This is a genomic window from Pelosinus sp. sgz500959 (genome assembly GCF_042610375.1).
Taxonomy (GTDB): Bacteria; Bacillota; Negativicutes; order DSM-13327; family DSM-13327; genus CTSoil-075.
Window position 1 is genome coordinate 1 of the sequence record NZ_JBGJZL010000008.1, and the last position, 16262, is coordinate 16262.

20 protein-coding genes are annotated in these 16262 nt (G+C 37.4%); all 20 read right to left on the minus strand.

Going from position 1 to position 16262, the window contains the following annotated elements; translation table 11 throughout:
* Positions 1-142 precede the first annotated feature (142 nt).
* On the minus strand, positions 143-841 hold the full coding sequence (locus tag ACAN52_RS13225; protein ID WP_378955367.1) for a hypothetical protein: 699 nt from the start codon (positions 839-841) through the stop codon (positions 143-145).
* Complete coding sequence (locus ACAN52_RS13230) at positions 828-1382, minus strand: N-acetylmuramoyl-L-alanine amidase (protein WP_378955368.1); 555 nt, start codon at positions 1380-1382, stop codon at positions 828-830. The genes ACAN52_RS13225 and ACAN52_RS13230 overlap by 14 nt, the downstream gene beginning before the upstream one ends.
* Before the next feature lie 16 nt (positions 1383-1398).
* Complete coding sequence (locus ACAN52_RS13235; RefSeq protein ID WP_378955369.1) at positions 1399-1827, minus strand: holin family protein; 429 nt, start codon at positions 1825-1827, stop codon at positions 1399-1401.
* A 54-nt stretch (positions 1828-1881) separates the two neighbouring features.
* On the minus strand, positions 1882-3576 hold the full coding sequence (locus ACAN52_RS13240; protein WP_378955370.1) for a hypothetical protein: 1695 nt from the start codon (positions 3574-3576) through the stop codon (positions 1882-1884).
* The gene (locus ACAN52_RS13245; protein ID WP_378955371.1) at positions 3573-3806 is read right to left on the minus strand and encodes a hypothetical protein; all 234 of its coding nucleotides are present in this window, start codon (positions 3804-3806) and stop codon (positions 3573-3575) included. Before ACAN52_RS13245 ends, ACAN52_RS13240 begins: the two co-directional genes overlap by 4 nt.
* 1 nt (position 3807) lies before the next feature.
* On the minus strand, positions 3808-5793 hold the full coding sequence (locus tag ACAN52_RS13250) for a hypothetical protein (protein ID WP_378955372.1): 1986 nt from the start codon (positions 5791-5793) through the stop codon (positions 3808-3810).
* A 2-nt stretch (positions 5794-5795) separates the two neighbouring features.
* Positions 5796-6191 carry a hypothetical protein gene (locus ACAN52_RS13255; protein ID WP_378955373.1) on the minus strand — a complete coding sequence of 132 codons (396 nt, stop codon included), beginning with the start codon at positions 6189-6191 and terminating at the stop codon, positions 5796-5798.
* A gap of 11 nt (positions 6192-6202) precedes the next feature.
* A complete protein-coding gene (locus ACAN52_RS13260; RefSeq protein ID WP_378955374.1) occupies positions 6203-6532 on the minus strand; it encodes a hypothetical protein in 330 nt (109 codons plus the stop codon).
* Positions 6522-10205 carry a hypothetical protein gene (locus tag ACAN52_RS13265; protein WP_378955375.1) on the minus strand — a complete coding sequence of 1228 codons (3684 nt, stop codon included), beginning with the start codon at positions 10203-10205 and terminating at the stop codon, positions 6522-6524. Before ACAN52_RS13265 ends, ACAN52_RS13260 begins: the two co-directional genes overlap by 11 nt.
* A gap of 149 nt (positions 10206-10354) precedes the next feature.
* Positions 10355-10786, minus strand: a complete 432-nt coding sequence (locus ACAN52_RS13270; RefSeq protein ID WP_378955376.1) for a hypothetical protein — start codon at positions 10784-10786, stop codon at positions 10355-10357.
* A gap of 60 nt (positions 10787-10846) precedes the next feature.
* Positions 10847-11599 (minus strand): hypothetical protein, encoded by a 753-nt coding sequence (locus ACAN52_RS13275; RefSeq protein WP_378955377.1) that lies wholly within the window; start codon positions 11597-11599, stop codon positions 10847-10849.
* Between the two features lie 10 nt (positions 11600-11609).
* Complete coding sequence (locus ACAN52_RS13280; RefSeq protein WP_378955378.1) at positions 11610-12032, minus strand: hypothetical protein; 423 nt, start codon at positions 12030-12032, stop codon at positions 11610-11612.
* Position 12033: 1 nt separating this feature from the next.
* Complete coding sequence (locus ACAN52_RS13285) at positions 12034-12390, minus strand: hypothetical protein (protein ID WP_378955380.1); 357 nt, start codon at positions 12388-12390, stop codon at positions 12034-12036.
* Positions 12387-12857, minus strand: a complete 471-nt coding sequence (locus tag ACAN52_RS13290; protein WP_378955381.1) for a hypothetical protein — start codon at positions 12855-12857, stop codon at positions 12387-12389. The genes ACAN52_RS13285 and ACAN52_RS13290 overlap by 4 nt, the downstream gene beginning before the upstream one ends.
* 171 nt (positions 12858-13028) lie before the next feature.
* Positions 13029-13730, minus strand: a complete 702-nt coding sequence (locus ACAN52_RS13295) for a hypothetical protein (RefSeq protein WP_378955382.1) — start codon at positions 13728-13730, stop codon at positions 13029-13031.
* Positions 13731-13753: 23 nt separating this feature from the next.
* Complete coding sequence (locus ACAN52_RS13300; RefSeq protein WP_378955383.1) at positions 13754-14026, minus strand: hypothetical protein; 273 nt, start codon at positions 14024-14026, stop codon at positions 13754-13756.
* Between the two features lie 4 nt (positions 14027-14030).
* Positions 14031-14240, minus strand: coding sequence for a hypothetical protein (locus tag ACAN52_RS13305; protein ID WP_378955384.1), 210 nt, complete (start codon positions 14238-14240; stop codon positions 14031-14033).
* A complete protein-coding gene (locus tag ACAN52_RS13310) occupies positions 14240-14761 on the minus strand; it encodes a hypothetical protein (RefSeq protein ID WP_378955385.1) in 522 nt (173 codons plus the stop codon). The genes ACAN52_RS13305 and ACAN52_RS13310 overlap by 1 nt, the downstream gene beginning before the upstream one ends.
* Positions 14762-14805: 44 nt before the next feature.
* On the minus strand, positions 14806-15852 hold the full coding sequence (locus ACAN52_RS13315; RefSeq protein ID WP_378955386.1) for a major capsid protein: 1047 nt from the start codon (positions 15850-15852) through the stop codon (positions 14806-14808).
* Positions 15852-16259 (minus strand): hypothetical protein, encoded by a 408-nt coding sequence (locus ACAN52_RS13320; RefSeq protein WP_378955388.1) that lies wholly within the window; start codon positions 16257-16259, stop codon positions 15852-15854. The genes ACAN52_RS13315 and ACAN52_RS13320 overlap by 1 nt, the downstream gene beginning before the upstream one ends.
* Between the last annotated feature and the right edge of the window lie 3 nt (positions 16260-16262).

Here is a 16262-nt window from a genome sequence, read left to right on the forward strand (position 1 = left end):
AAGCATTGTTATCGCCTCCTAATAATAGTGTTTCCATTAAAATAATTTTAATTTGACATAAAATAAAAAAGAGCCCCTACCAAGTCAATTACGACCTGATAGGGACTTGATATGCATAACTATATAAATTTTGCACTAATCATTAAAACATAAAGAATAACTTATCTGTCTTCCAAACCTGCTTTACTTCCCAACCGGTAACATTCTTAGGCATACCAGTATCTAAGTGGACCTCCGCTTCTATCGCATTATCCTTGGAGTAATTCCTCTGGAGTCCTATAGGGATATAACCTTTTCCGCAATGTTGGCCATAACCAGTAGACCACTCCCAATTACGATAGTTATTATTTTTAAATACATTAACACCATATTCTTCGTTAATTTTAGGTTTATCAGTACCTTTATTAGCTTCATTCTCTTTTTTAGCCTTATCAATCTCTGCTTGTGTTAATTGGTGAGGTGTCACTATTGTATTATCTGTTTTTTCGAGTGCCTGTGGTGGCAACGTGGGATCTTTTGCATTAATCCGGCTTGCTACTTGATCGGTAGCTACCTGCACAGTTGGGGCCTGGACTGTAAAATGATTAACTGGCTGTATTTGACTTGCCTGAGCTTGTTTAATAAAATCTGCTAACATCTGAGCGTTTTGGTTGCTGATTTGCAATTGATTCTGCAAATTTTTTATATCTGTTGCCTGCTGTTGACCCATGACCGTAGCCTGCTGACGTTTGTTTATCAGTTCGTTACGTTCCTGCACTGCAAAATAGAACAATACACACAACGATATTAAAACAAGCGCGATGATGATTTTATCTCTCGTTGTTAAACTATTTAGCAACATAATCAGTTATCCCCCTTGCGATGGCAGCTGCAAATTTATTCTGCCATTCTGGATCGCTCAGTTTAGCATAATCTTTCTCATTATCAATAAAAGCTAATTCAATCAATATTGCTGTTGCCACTGGATGTTTGGTCATATACAAAGGAGTGTCTTTGATCCCTCTATCTATTAGACCACCAAGACCAATAATTTGATCTTGTACATATTTAGCTAATTGAGCACCTTTAGGGCTCCCTGAGTAATGGAATGTTTCAGTACCTTTTGCTTGAGTATTGAAAGCATTACAATGAATAGATACACAAATATCCGCTAGAAAATCGTCAGAGATATCACATCTAGCTTGCAATTCGTCAACTAGCGATGCATATGGACCGAACACGTCAACATCAGTTTCGCGAGTTAGTTTTACATTATAGCCGACATTCTCTAAGAATGACTTAACTTTACCTGATACAATTAGAGCAATATCACATTCTCTGATTCCTAATGCACTTGCACCAGAATCAGAACCACCATGGCCAGGATCAATACAAATTTTCATAATTTAATTCCCCTTTTTATTTATTTTTTTGTTCTGTCAATTGGACTAATTTTTCTTTCAGTGCACCTGGCACTGGCACACCCATCTTTGCTGCGTTCTCCAATATTGACAGTCCCTCGTTCCCAAGAAAGAACCATGTAACCATAGTCCTAACAAGCATATCCTGTCCAGCGACTAGGTCAATTTGATGTGCCATTACCACTAACACAAAAATAAATATTTTCTTGATAATCCCCTTAAAACCAATCTTACTGCTGAGATTACTGCACTCGTAGGCTGCCATGATTCCTGTCAAATAATCAAGTACCATGAATATAACTAATGCGATTAACAACTGATCAAATCCGCCAATGGCATAAGTAAGAGCCGTACCTACAAAAGATACGGCTGCGCCTGTTAAATATTCCGTTTTAGTTCCCAATCCCCCACCCCCATAAAATAACATAAAAATAACCACCTTATTGGTGGCATGGTTCTCTAGGCATATAATCACCATCTTTTATAGTTTTTCTTGCATCTGGTTAATAAATTTTCTTGCTGTTGCTATCGGGATTTTAAATAACTGCTTATTTTGTATAACATTATCATGCTGACCTACATATTTTATGTCGTGAGTGTCTTTTGAGATTATGAAATAAAATGATTTAACACCACTAAATGTGATATAAAATAAAATTCTCTTTTCGTCAATGTCAGATACTAACATATTTTCCGCACTAGTTATATGATCGTGATACTCATTATTCGCAATAATCATAGCCAACATAGGTGTTAAATCATAATTAATATTATTGATTATATCTATTAAGGTAATATGTATAACCCTCCACCACTCAATATCATCTACCTGAGTTGATACTGAGTACTGTTTATTAATCACTTCAACTTTTGTTCTGATAGATTCTTGCTCTTGAGCGGTACCGTATTCACGACTCGGAGCAGGACAACTGCCGTATAACATGCCTGTTTTATAGTAACGACTACCATTATCAGTATTATTAATATATCTAGGTTCTATTATTTCATAAGGTGACAATGGTGTGAAACTGATATCTGACGAAAGATTTAACGCTACATAAATATCATTTGTATTTATTCCAGTATCGCTTGATGCTGAAAAAGTAGATACACTTACATTAGTAGATAAACTTGTTATTTTTCTGTTAGTAATAGTATTTATTGATCGAACTTGATCCCGATCATCATAATATGATCCATTCACGTCATATATTAACTTTTTTTGATTACATATAGTACCGATATGCGTTTCTCCATTCGCACATTCAACGGTAGCAGTAGGTAGGGTATCTTTACCATTATAATTAAAACTAATATCCGCCGTTAATTTAATTTTTTTATTTCTAATGTCAAAACTTACTAAATTTGTTCCGATTCTTACATGGTTAATATTAAAACTACTGATGTCATATGTAAAACTTGCAGGCGACTCTTTATTATATGTAAACGTGTCAGTTATTGTTAAATCATAACCTTCTAAAATATCAAATGATGTTTCCCATTCTTCTGACTCTTGTTTATTAGTCATATTACTAATAACATAATCAATATTCATTATCTCTGAGATAAAATTCTGTATGTGAGTGTCAATCGCATTTAAATAACTTGACTCAAAATTAGATATAAAACTAGTAAAATCAACACGGTCTATTTCGCCAAAATTTTTATAATAAATCATAATAAACTTAGATATGTATCCATCCTTATTTTCTACAGCATACTGAAAATAAAAATCATCTCCAATATATTCTGCGGTAAACGTATCAAAACTAAACAAATTTGCTCCATCTGGAAATAATATAGTTTTACTCTCATCAGTATCACTTGTAATAATATTCAAACCTGATGTAGTTGCGGAAAATACCGCCCAGTGTTTATCATTGTAGATAAATTTTGTATAAATTGACCATTGTATATCTTTTTTACCTCTAATCACAAAACCCGTATCATCGATGCTGGATAATTTAAATCCATCAGTACACGCCTCTATATACACATCTCCTGACCATGGTATATACGGTATCCGACTACTAAATTGTTGCCCCCCAAGTAAATAATCACCATCACACCACGCTACGCTACCAATACGATGTTGAGCATTACCAACCGGGGTTTTAATCCCATCTGAAGTATTATATTTACTTCCTAGCGTACCTAGTATTTTAACTTGAATCATCCTATAATCACTGCCTTAGTACCAGCTTGATTTAATATTACATACACAATTTGTCCATGTCTTAAATGCACATCATTAGCCATTTCAATCCCATACATCACTCCTCCTAGACTAACCTGCCCATTGCCTTGATAAATTGCAATTCTAATACCTTTGGCTTCAGCGGCATCTTTATACTCTCTTATTTTTTGGACATACAAATTGATTGCTTGCTGGATATACATACTCATATTAATACCACCTGATTGCAGTTATTTGTTGCCGCGTACCTTTGTCATTAACTGTCGCGTTTGTAGACTGGATATAATACAAATTATCTTTATAGGTCAATGCGCCTTGCACCGCATCCACTAAATCTGCACCTGGTAATATAACCACTGATAGATTTATAACTTCCTCGATCTTTTTATCCATCCAATTAATAACGGCAATCAAATCATTGACGATATTAATTTCCGCAACTGGAATGTTAACGGGGTAGCATAGCTCTCCAATAAAATCCTTCGGTTTTTCTACATTATCGGGAGGGGTAATAGTATAGCCTGCATATCGCTCAATTGTATACATGCTTGCTAATCCTCCAGGGCTACCACGACTGATTGAGTTTGCAACGGTAACATGATTTTCTCCGTCGATTTCTACAACTCGCTGACCGAAAAAACCATTTCCCAGGGGAACATGGTATATTTTATGGTTGGATTCTATTGTCCAAACTCCATTCTCTTTATTTTCAACGATTGTATTTTCAGAAGTTAGCGAAACATCTACATCAGAACTTTCATATGCTCCTTTAACTTCAACATCATACTCGTAAGTTGTAGTTGAACGCTTGGTACCGTCGGTGCTTAATGTATTTTTACTTTTTAACACATTTTTACTACTATTAAATGCAGAGGAATTCGCAGGCTCATAATCATAGGTGGTAGTTGAATCTGTTGCAACTTCGCGCCTTAATAACCCATTTGAGTAAGTTAATGATGATTCTCCAAATGTGGTAGTACCTGAAAATGGCGAGCTATTTGGATTAATTGTTATTACTGAATCGCCTTTAGTTGGTGTTGATGGATCATCATCGCTCGATTCACTAGTATCTACAAATTTCCTAATTCTTTGCCGTTGAATGTTGCTATTTTCAACTCTATACTTTGATTTATCGTTAAGATCATAAACTATTGTATATTTACGCACCTCATTGGCAACAACTTTACCATTACGATTCGTATAATAAATTTGACGATCAGCGAAATCGCCAGTCCATCCAAAAAGTTTATCCAGAAATGCTTTCTTTGATTTTTCTTTAATCTTAAAAATCCCTGTATCTTCATCCAAACTACCAATTCCAAGCGGTGTAAAGTTAGTTATGTTTGATGCGTCTACCCCAATCATGGTACATAGTGATTTTGCCGTTGCATTAATAACACGACCACCGTTATAAATGTATGAACCTACATTCATGCGAACGCTACCAAATAGAAAATTACTCATATCAGGTCTGCCAGTCGTTGTATAAGTAGTGCCCATAGACGATATAGATTCCCGTGTTTCCGCTTTTTCAAATTGGAATTGAAAACCTGCAGCGGATCCTGTGAAATTATCCGTACCAGCAAATGATTGATCTACGGATTCAATTGTAAATCGATCTGACAGCGATTGCATGCCAGTCTGAATTGATATTGATTTTATACCGTTTGTTGCAGCCGTGATATATTGAACGATTATACGTTTGGTATTAGCGTTGATTACAACTGGGACAAATATAGGTCTAAGAGTATCTGCATTAATTGCTATAGTATCAGATACTTGACGTACTGTATCAACTCTGGAATTAAACGCAACAGGATCAGTTTGTGCAGGATTATCCAATATCTCTACCTCAGTGATAGCTGTAGTTGATGATACAGTTAAAACTGTTGCTGTACCAGACCATTCAGGTAACCAATTAGTAGATGCCCCTGTTATTATTTCAACTTGTATACCATCAGCAAATAATGTAAAAGTACCACCTGCCGAATAGCTCCAAAGCTTAAATGCGCTGATGTTTTTTTCCGATGGGAATGTGAATGTTATGCTTAAACTTGCTCCTTGAGCATAGATAACGTACCCACTACTCAAATTTCCGTCAGTTAAAATGTCTAATGGATCAGTACCAGGTGGGCCGGCTATTCCAGCATCAGTTAAAGTTACCGTTGATTGTCGTGTAATGTTAATAGCAGCCATAATTACACCGCTACAACATTACCGCTAATCTGCAAGTCTACACTAACATCATTTGCAGGACTCTCGCCACTCACAGCCTTAGCCTTACAATAAAAAACAGTATTTATTACGCCAATAACCGTACTGATCGTCAGTGCTGCGCCATACGCTCCCCAAGTCGTACCGTCAATAGATAATGTCCATTTACTCGCTGATGCGCCCATAGGTGCCACTGTAGTATTTCCTGACGTATTATATCCTGTATCACACCGTAATGCTAATTTAATCGATGCCGATTCCTCATTATTAGTGCCATTTAATGCACTGGTAGTAATGGGATTTAACTCAGTGCCTTCCGATACCTGACTTCCATCTACTCCCCCTTCTGTGGGGTTATTTTTATATACATGCAAATACATATAATCAACTCCTATTTATAAATTTCAATCTCAACCAATCGATACGGCGCGCCATCAACAAAGCTAACTTTATTGATTTTAAATTTGGCATCGACCACAATTTCACCATAATGATTGACTACCGTTACTGGTGTCTTATTCCGCCTATACCCTCGGAGTACTTCATAATCATCTAGTGTGACAGTGATGGAGCATTGCACGACAGCCCCATCATCTGCACAACCTAGATCCTCAACATATACTCCTGTGATACAAGGAGTCCTGACAACTCTATCATCAGGAACTTCTGACCAACCTGCAGGATCTCCAATACTCTCCACTTCACCAATCTTAAAACCCATATTGTGCATTCGCCTCCTCGAAGGCTGATTTTAATTCTTGACCGAATAAATTCCTAGCATTATCAACAGCATCACCTAAATCTTTGAGTGTATTCCCTTGGATATTCACACCGACCTGAAATGTTTGTTGAAAGGTATTGTAGTTGACAGTAGGTTTAGGAAGTTCAACATTTACTTGAGACTGCATACCGTTCACAGTGTCCGTAAATTGTTGTTTAAACTGATTAACCGCTTGAATTGCCTGAGTGGTGTCAACAGATAATCCAATAGCTACTGAAGATAATGCGCTACCTATAGTTTGTTTTAATTGTTCAATATAGCCATTCCATTCGGCAAAGTAATCAACTGCCGCCATTCTACCATAATTAGCTACTTCTGCTTGCAACTGCTCCAGATTCGCCCTTAGATTAACTATGGCGTCTTTACTATTTTCAATTGATTCTAGGCTAGCTCTCATCACATCACTTGGCTTAACCAAATCTGACATCGTAATCTTTCCTCCGCTATCAGCAAGGATCTGCTTCTGTAAAGATACGTAAGTTTTCATATCATCAAGTGTGGGTTTTGGTATACTCAAATAATTTGAAACTCCAGCGTTTGCTAGTTTCTGAAAATCAGCTTGGCTACCATCTACATCTTTTAACAAGCTTGAAGCTTGCGATGCAGTACTCATAATTTTATTTTGTAAAGCCTGAATCTTATTCATTGCATCGGTGATGCCATCAGTAATGCTTTTGGTATATCCAGCAAACACACTCCGTTCTTCTATGATCAACTGTTTACGTTGCTCGGCACCTAACTTCTCATTTTGCAACATAGCCCTAAGAATATTTAATCGCTCAGCAAGCCGATTGACATTATTAATCTTCTCATTGCTATCCTGTTGTTGATTCATCAGTTCAATGGCCTGCAGATTCACTCCAACCGCCTGACAATAACCAACGACTTCTTTTTCCTTTTCAGTCCAAATTGAACCTGTTTCAACGAACTTAGGAGCAGTAATGTTTGACATGGCTATGTTCATCCTAGTAGTACTATCGCTAACAGCCATCTGTGACAATCTAATTTTATCGACCTCTGATAAATATTCAGTTATGGCCGTTTTCACCATATCGTATCGTTTAACAGTTGCATCTCCACCCATTTTTTCGATAGCAGCAACTTCAGCAGATAATTTCATTGAAGAATATGCAAACTTACCTAGCTCGGCTTGCTTGTTGATCACAGCTTGATAATAAGCAGCTTGCTTTTCGGCAACATTAGCTTTCATTTCCTCTACCGTTAAAGATTGTTTCTGCACATCAGCAAGTTGTTGCTCTGCCTTTGTTCGTTCTTCAGTGGTTTTAGCGGCCGCTAAAGCTTTTTGCGCTACTTGAGTTTTTACTTTAATAGAAATTTCTTCTGCTTCAATCGTAGCTTTTAAGCTTTTTTGTGACGCTTCATATTCAATTTTGGCCAGCTCTACACTGTCCATGCCCATTGCTTTGTTAAGGCGAGACTTGATATCGGCTCTTTTTTCATCATTTTGAATTTCAGCCTGTACACGTTTTTCATTGGCAAAAGCATCCGCCATGGCTTTTTGAGCCAACTCTTGATCGGATTTCCCTTTACTTTTGTTCGCTTCAGTAGTGGCTTTATCAAGTCCTTGAATATTGTTATATTGTTTCATATACCACTCACCATTTTTAGCGGTATTCTCAGCCAAGTTTGCATTAGCTTGCTTAAATCCAGATTCAATAACATCAGATGACCATTGCATAAGTGCACCAATCTCTTTTAATCCTAGCGCGATAGTAGCTAGCCCTAAAGCAAAAGCACCGCATAATCGCGATGCAAGATCAAATACATATGTTAGGCGATCTCCACCATCTGCAGTAACACCAAATAAACCGCCTAAAATTGACATACCTCCGCTAAAAGACGCTATAGCATTTACACCTTCACCAATAATTACGAAAAACATATTAAGAGCATCTACGGCATACCCAATAGCGTTTTTGATGCTATCCCATATAGATGAAAGGTTATCCATAGACACGTAACGAGACAAAGCTTCGCCTATTCTGCTCAAAGCAGCCATAAGAGCATCAATAACACTTTGTACCCGTATTGTTAAATCAGTTAACCCACCACCATTCTTAAAAGAAGTATACATGTCAACCATTGAGGACATGGCTGCCTTAGTAAGATCAAAAATCGGGCTAGTGATAGCAATACCTAAATCTTTACTAGCACTCTCGAGAGTTGATAGTAACCCTGTAAAACTCTGACTGAGCGTATCCATCATACCGCCAGCTTTATCTCGAACAATATTATTCAAGGCAGTCATGAGTTGATCAGCAGTACCCAAGAACTCGTTACTCTTACTAAACTGCAAACCCTGCGCCCATAAATCTTGGGTAGATATGCCCAATTCTCTCATTCGCTCGATAGACTCACCAAACTGACCAGCATTAGCCCGAGCCATTGCACCTACAGTCTCTTCTAACTTTGCTCCAACTGCAGCCGCCCAATCTCCTGCAGTATTTAAATAAGTTGTATAATCAAATATCCCTGCAGCCATTAATTGCTTACCAGCTTTAACAACTTCTCCAGTTTCATATGGAGTTTTATCAGCAAATGTTTTGAGTTCTTGAAGAACATCTTCCGCTCGTTGCACATCTTTGACTAGTACACCAATTTGCATACGGTACTGCTCTATTTCACTATTGACATTAGCAAACCACTTAAGGGCAATAACAGTACCCATTATAGCTGCAACTTGAGAGAATATACCTCTTAAATTACTAAGTAAACCTACACCTGGACCACCGCCGCCTCCGCTACCTCCGCCGTTCCCACCAAGATTATTTAATTGTGCTTGTAATGCTGCTATCTGCGCTTGAAGCTGTGTTATAAGAGCCATGCTTGTGCTAGAATTGATATTTACAAGAATAGGACCACCTAAGAGTAAAATTAATTGTTGAGCTTGTTGAATTAGTATATTTAATTTATTCTGTGCCGTAGCAATACCGATATCGATCACAATTTGTGTATTTAGAGCAGTATTTAAATTGCCGATCATGGCCAGGGCATTATTGATAGCACTTTTGAGTGATCCAGTAGATATTTGTGATGTGTCAATGGTCGGATCAATAACAATAGTTGTCTTTTGATTAACGGATGTACTCCCCACGCTTGCAATCTTCGCATCGATCGCCGACTTGATAGCTGCAGTATTGAGTGCATCTGTATTAATAATTCCACTAAGATTGATAGTTGCTGTCAACGGTGCTGTTATACTACTCAATTTTGCATTTAAAGCATTTTCAACATCCGCTTGACTAATATTTGCTGTATTAATTTCTATGGGATCAGGATTGATAATAAGTTTTATTGCAGAAGTTATGCTGGAAAGCTTACTATTGATAGCATTATTGATATCGGCTAGACTAACAGCTGATAGATCAAGTTCCACTGGATTGAATCCTAATGTTAGTTTGGCATTTACATCCACTGGCTGCATACTATTTTGCAGTGCTGTGTTAATCGCATTTTGATCAATATTAATGTCAGGTGTTGCATTGATATTATCTATTTCTCTTAACTTTGCCGCCTCTTGTCTTAGTTGTACAAATTTAGCCAACACATCCATAATGTTTGCAGTAAGAAGTACGTTAATTTCTTGGAGCATCTATTTACCTCCTTTCTGAATCCGCTGTCTGATCTCAGCGAACTTCTTTTTATCCTTCAAGTACTTATGCAAAATCAAAAGAGGTCTCGACAAAATATCTAGAGCCTGTTCCGTTGTTATCGCATGCTCAAGAGCATACTCAATGATGGTTAGACTACTTTCCCAAGACTCAGTTTTGCCATCATTCGTAGCAAAAAATCGAGATACCCTTGCTTATTGATCTGTGTTGTAACGAGTTCAATCAATTGCGCCGTTGAGCAGTTGTCTAAGAGCCAGTCAGTATCACTTTCGAATTCTCCAGAGTTAAAAGTAACTTGTGCAGCAAGAACTGCGATTTTATCCGTAGGCACATTATCAAGTAAGGGGATTAAATTCTGTATGGTTAATTTGCTGGTATCTACACTACCAGTAGCAGACACAGCTATATTTTTTAAATCGCGAATAAAGATAGGTTCTTTACGGGCCGACATAATTTTGATTTTGATAGATTTTTGATTTTCTTCATCACCAATCAGGATAATTGTTTTAGATAGTCCTGGATTTAATGCCTCATTCATTTGATCTTCTGTTACTTTTGCCATGTTAATTCCTCCCCAAATTTAAAGAGGTAGCATTTTAGCTACCTCTTATTTAATAATTAATTAGTTAAATAGATAATCATACTGCCAGCTATATAGCTGATCACCTGCTGGGCGACTGGTATCACTAGTGGCCGTTAATTCAAAGTCATTGACAGTATAGTCATCTTCTTTGAAGGTGATAGCCTGCCCACCTTTGAGCTGACCAAGGTAGATATTTAAAGTAATTTCCTGATCACCATCTGGACTAGCATATACATAGCGGCAAGGAAGTTCAGGCAAAGTAGCTCCGCCACCAGAAGTGATTTTAGCCGACTTACGATATTTATAACTCACAGTTGCGGTAGCACCTAAAGTAATAACTGTACTTGTTTCAATGCGCCGTAACTTACCAGATGCAGCATTTACAATCTCATAATCGGTGTCCAGAACCGCAGTCGTTTCACCAACTTTAACAACTACTGTATTGATATGACGATTCTTTTTTAATGCTACTGTACCAGAACCAAAAACAACGCTTTCTGGTGACGTAGACAACACTTCACCTTCAGTATATGTAATTGTATTAGTACCTAAAGCAAGGGCCATATTCTCAGGATTCAATTCAGCTACACCAGCTTTCAACGTAGCCCCTTCTTTGGTTTTCTGCGATTTTACTGTTTGTTTTGGAATGCCAGCTTCAAAATCCTTAAATTCAGCAGTTGGCGTGAATACTACATCGCCTTTTAGCTGGCCAACATTGATATCGTTGATATACAGAATACCAGTCCCCATTAAAATATCATCTTTATTAAGTACATTTGCTCCTAAACCCATCTTTATTACCTCACTTATTCCATTTAATTTTTAACCTTGTAGTACTTCCTACCGTCGGTCTAAACATTTCACCGTCTGCATCAGTATCGGTATCATCTTCAAGTGATAACTTAACTTTTAATTGGGTAGGTGCTATTTCAAACCAATCAATGAGTGATTTAATCATTTTTTCTTCCAAATTATTAATTAGCTCATACGCTACGCCAGGGTCTTGATCATCACTACCTTCCCAGCAATCAATTAAGACAATAACGGTACCGCGTCCTTTAGTGAGAATATTAGTATTACGCTCCCCACCCCTACAAACACGAATAGCGGGATAATCAGGAATACCACCTTCAATGCCAGCTTTTACTGTTAGTGCAGGAATACTACTCAGATCATAGTCATTTACCATATGATCTGTAATGCTTTTGATAATTTTCCACCACATATTAATTCCTCTTCATGGTCATATTAAAGTAGCTTTTAGGCTGTTGCTTACCACCTGTGAGCAATTCAATAGTCAGCTTTGATTCCCATTCCTGCACATCTTTTGCATATGCCTTACGCTTCAACTCGTACGCATCAACATCGCTTTGAACGGGTTTAGCAGATAGATATAACGCCCTACGCATGCAAGCGTAAGAAATAGCAAGTTGTTTAATTTCATATGGTACAGGAGTTTTAAGAGTGACACCAAAACCTTGAACCACTGCGTCGACATAGGCAGTACCTTCATCGATATCCGACTGCACCATTGATTTTTTCAGTAATGTATCATTAATCTCAACTAATTCACAATAACTCATAATCCCACCTCATTTCTTGCTTTAAATATAGCATCCACATAACGTTGTTGAATTGAACCTTCTTTTCTTTCAAGAGCCTGATATAAAAACTCATCAGGCTTAGTACCTGGATGCATCACTTTCTTGGCAAATTTAAAACCCCCACCAGTCGCCCATCGTAATGATGTTCGGTTAGTCGGGGTTATTAAATGCCTTGGTGTACCGTCATGCACCCATTTTCCATACTTTGCGATGTTTAAATCAAGATAAACACTGCCTGATAAATTATTATCAGCATCCTTAGTTTGTATAGATCGTTCAAGCATCCCTGACCTAGCGGTAAACCTATGGTTTTGCTTAGCCTCGTTCTGCACATCTCCTAGGTTTTGGTTCAAGGCAAGTTTTATATGCTTGGCAAATACATTGGGGGAGCGTTCGAAGGCTTGAATAAGTTCACGAATGCCGTTGGTTGTTGAAGTTATTCGCATTTTACCTCCACATTAACCCGATATTGTCCAACCTTTAGCGGTTGCATTACTACTTATTATTAAAAATTGCTTTGCCATATTAAAAAAAACAATTCTGCTAATGCCAAAAATAAATTAATGAACCTGTCTACCAATAATAAATTCATCAACCAGTTACAGACCACTATTTCATTACGCAGGAAAAGCAACAGATAATGTATATGTAATAGTTACTTTTGATACAGGAGGAACTACAATTGGAGTAGCTAATACATCTCTAGTTGTCATAGTTTGAGCAGTCGAACCACCCCATCCAAGTGTTGCATATATTCCAACTTCATTGATCGTAATAGTAGAAGATCCATTATTATTAAAAACCCTAGAATGAGTTACAGTATATGTTTTTGAAGTAGAATCATAATTTTTAACTATTGGAGAAAATGCTTGATGTGATAATTGTCCAGAAGAAGATCCGTTTGCTATTTTTGACACTAAAGCCGTTTGATCAAAATTAAATGCTGTAGTAGAAGTTCCTACTACTATCCCCATATTGTCATCACCTGCTGTAGCACAATAACCAGATCCAGAAGATTCAACACTAGCTGGCATTATAGCTATAGCATATGGATTTGATGAAATAGTTGATCCTGATACAGTTTTAATATTAATATTACCTGCTCCATATGTGCCATATGTTCCAATAGCACACATTTGGCAAACTAAATGATTATAAGCATTTCTTACCCAAGAATGTCCTCTCTCATCATGCTCATGAATTACATTGTCTGATTTATCATCTTCAATTTTAAAGTTCCAAAACATTTCTGGAGTAGGTATGTGTAATTTTTTACCTAATTCTCTAATTGAATCATAATCTTGTTCAGTAACATTCATTTCATAACCCCTTTTCTATTTTTTTATATAGCAGTAACAGATGATCCAACACTAATTAAAGGTGGATTTATAATAATATTATTCTGGCCACCATTAATTTCTTGACCAGTCTCGACTTTAGAACTCATAACTAATTTTGGAATATTACTTGCTCCACCAACAGATATATTTCCTATCTTAGCAGGATAATCAGAAAAAACCGTTCCATCTGGAACAGCAACTCCTTTAGCAACAATTGCGTCCTTAATGGCTTTCTTGGTATTTGTTATACAAACAAGTTTGTCAGCAATAGTCATAGTATTAACCTCCTATAATAGCGGCAAGGGCTGAATCTATACTACCTACCAAAGTATTTATTGCGGTTAATTGTGATGTTAAAGTTGTAGGCAACATAGACTCATCTATTTTTCCCTTTACATTTAAAACAACTGTTTTGCCAGCATCACTCTCACCAGTAGAGACAGAAATAGACTTATCGCCTAATCCTCCACCTATTCTACTAAACTCCATTATCTCACCTGCCCAGTAACTTGATATCTGGCAGGACCACCACTGATTAAATGTATTTTCTGCACCGCCACATTATCATCACTCATAATAACGCCAGGAGGGAGCTCAATCGTCCCTGGACCATCGATGCTTGCAGTATTTTCTACTGCAAAATATAATGTATCGCTTGCACTAAGATTCATCACAGTGTATTTGCTAACCGGTTCCCTAAAATCAATAAAGGTTTCCACTCCTGCAACCAGATCACCCCTGTGGATGGATTTAAATATCGATTGAATGGCAATACCTACATCGGATTCACTTTCACTAATAAGATGTAAATATCGGCAGTTGTTAGTATTAAAATTTAAACGGTAAGCGGTTTCAGCTGGAACTATATAAGCAGCGTTATCACCGATAATAACCGATGCATTATTTTTTACATAGATTGGTCGCTTGCCATTATTAATGATAGTTATTATAGATGTGTCAATACCTAAGTTAATTACCTGTTCTACACCAGACAATAATGTTATATCCATAATGACCTCCTCTCAAAAAGATAAGAGAGGTAAAAAACCTCTCCTTATGCCACAGTTGCAATAAATGTGCTGTCAATGCTTTCAAAACTAGGCAATACGACTGCAGCCACTAATGTGATAGAGTTTACTGGGTGAATCTCTTTCCATGTCGTCACAGACACACCAGTATTAACAATTTGCGTTTGAGCATTTGTCCCACCACTTAGCAGATCAGCTTCTTCAGGCGTAGTACCAAAATAGGTATTACCCAAATTACCATCACCAATCAAAGTAAATTTATCATCTGGATAAAATAAACTGGATGCACCACCAACGCTAGTAGCATACATTTTAGTGTACACAGCGATAGTCAGTCCTAATTTTTCTAGCAAATATGATTTAAGTAAAGAATCCGTCATAATTAGATTTGCACCATTCACGGGGTTCATATCCATGCGAATGGTTTCATTTTTGAGCAAATATCCCCAAGTTTTACGAGTGCAAATAGCACGTTTAGGACGGATACCTGTAGTTTCTTCAACACTATCCTGCCATCCCATGATCTGTTGGACGACTTTTGCTGTAGGATCTGACCATCGATCAGTGCCTGTTAAAGTAACTTTTCTAGCAGATAACATACGGTAATCATAATCAAATTTCAATCCGTTTGCTGAAATAGCAATTTTACCAGTAGACAATAGTTGCATGCGCATACGCTCGGCAACAACATCAGAACCATCGATCAGCTTCACGCGATCATTATAAATTTTAGTAATAATCGGCTTAATAATATCCGCATTACTACTAGCAGTTACTTTTAAGATTTCCTGTCGATCTTTTTCTCCAATTCGCATTTGCTCACGAAAGAAAGGCATTTCGGTTTCAATCGCAGATACGCCAATTCTATCGCGAGTAGTTGCTTTCGCATCAAAATTAGAAGGTGCAAGCATTACAGGCAAACCATCGGCTCCTTTGAACCATTTAAGATCAAGGCCCATTACCCGTTGACTTGGAAATAGCGTAGCACCTAAATAAGGGACTTTATTGGTTTGCAACTCCGTATAGTACGTGGCAATATTCTTTGCATCTACTAAATCAAAAATATCTGGCATTATACATTACCTCCCATAAAAAATACACTGCCCTTAAGAGCAGTGATAGCATTTGCATGCGGAGCTGTTGGCAGCTTTGATTTATCGATAAAACCATGGACAATGATCGTTCCTGCGGCAGGCCCATAAGTTACATCAACAGAAGATAATAATACGCCCTCTGCATCTACGGCAGCATTATCAACACCAATTGCACCTGCACTGTTCTTCTCCTGGACCATTCTTGTGTTATCAGCAAGTACGCTACCACCAATACCACCCGCGATCGTGCCAGCTGGTACGATCTTTTTTCCATCAGCATTGGCTGCAATATCGGTATCATCTACCGTCACAGCTACGCCAACATAATGATCAGGGAATTTAAGAATCGTTTTTGTACTAAAATAATCAGTTTGAGTGAATTTCATATA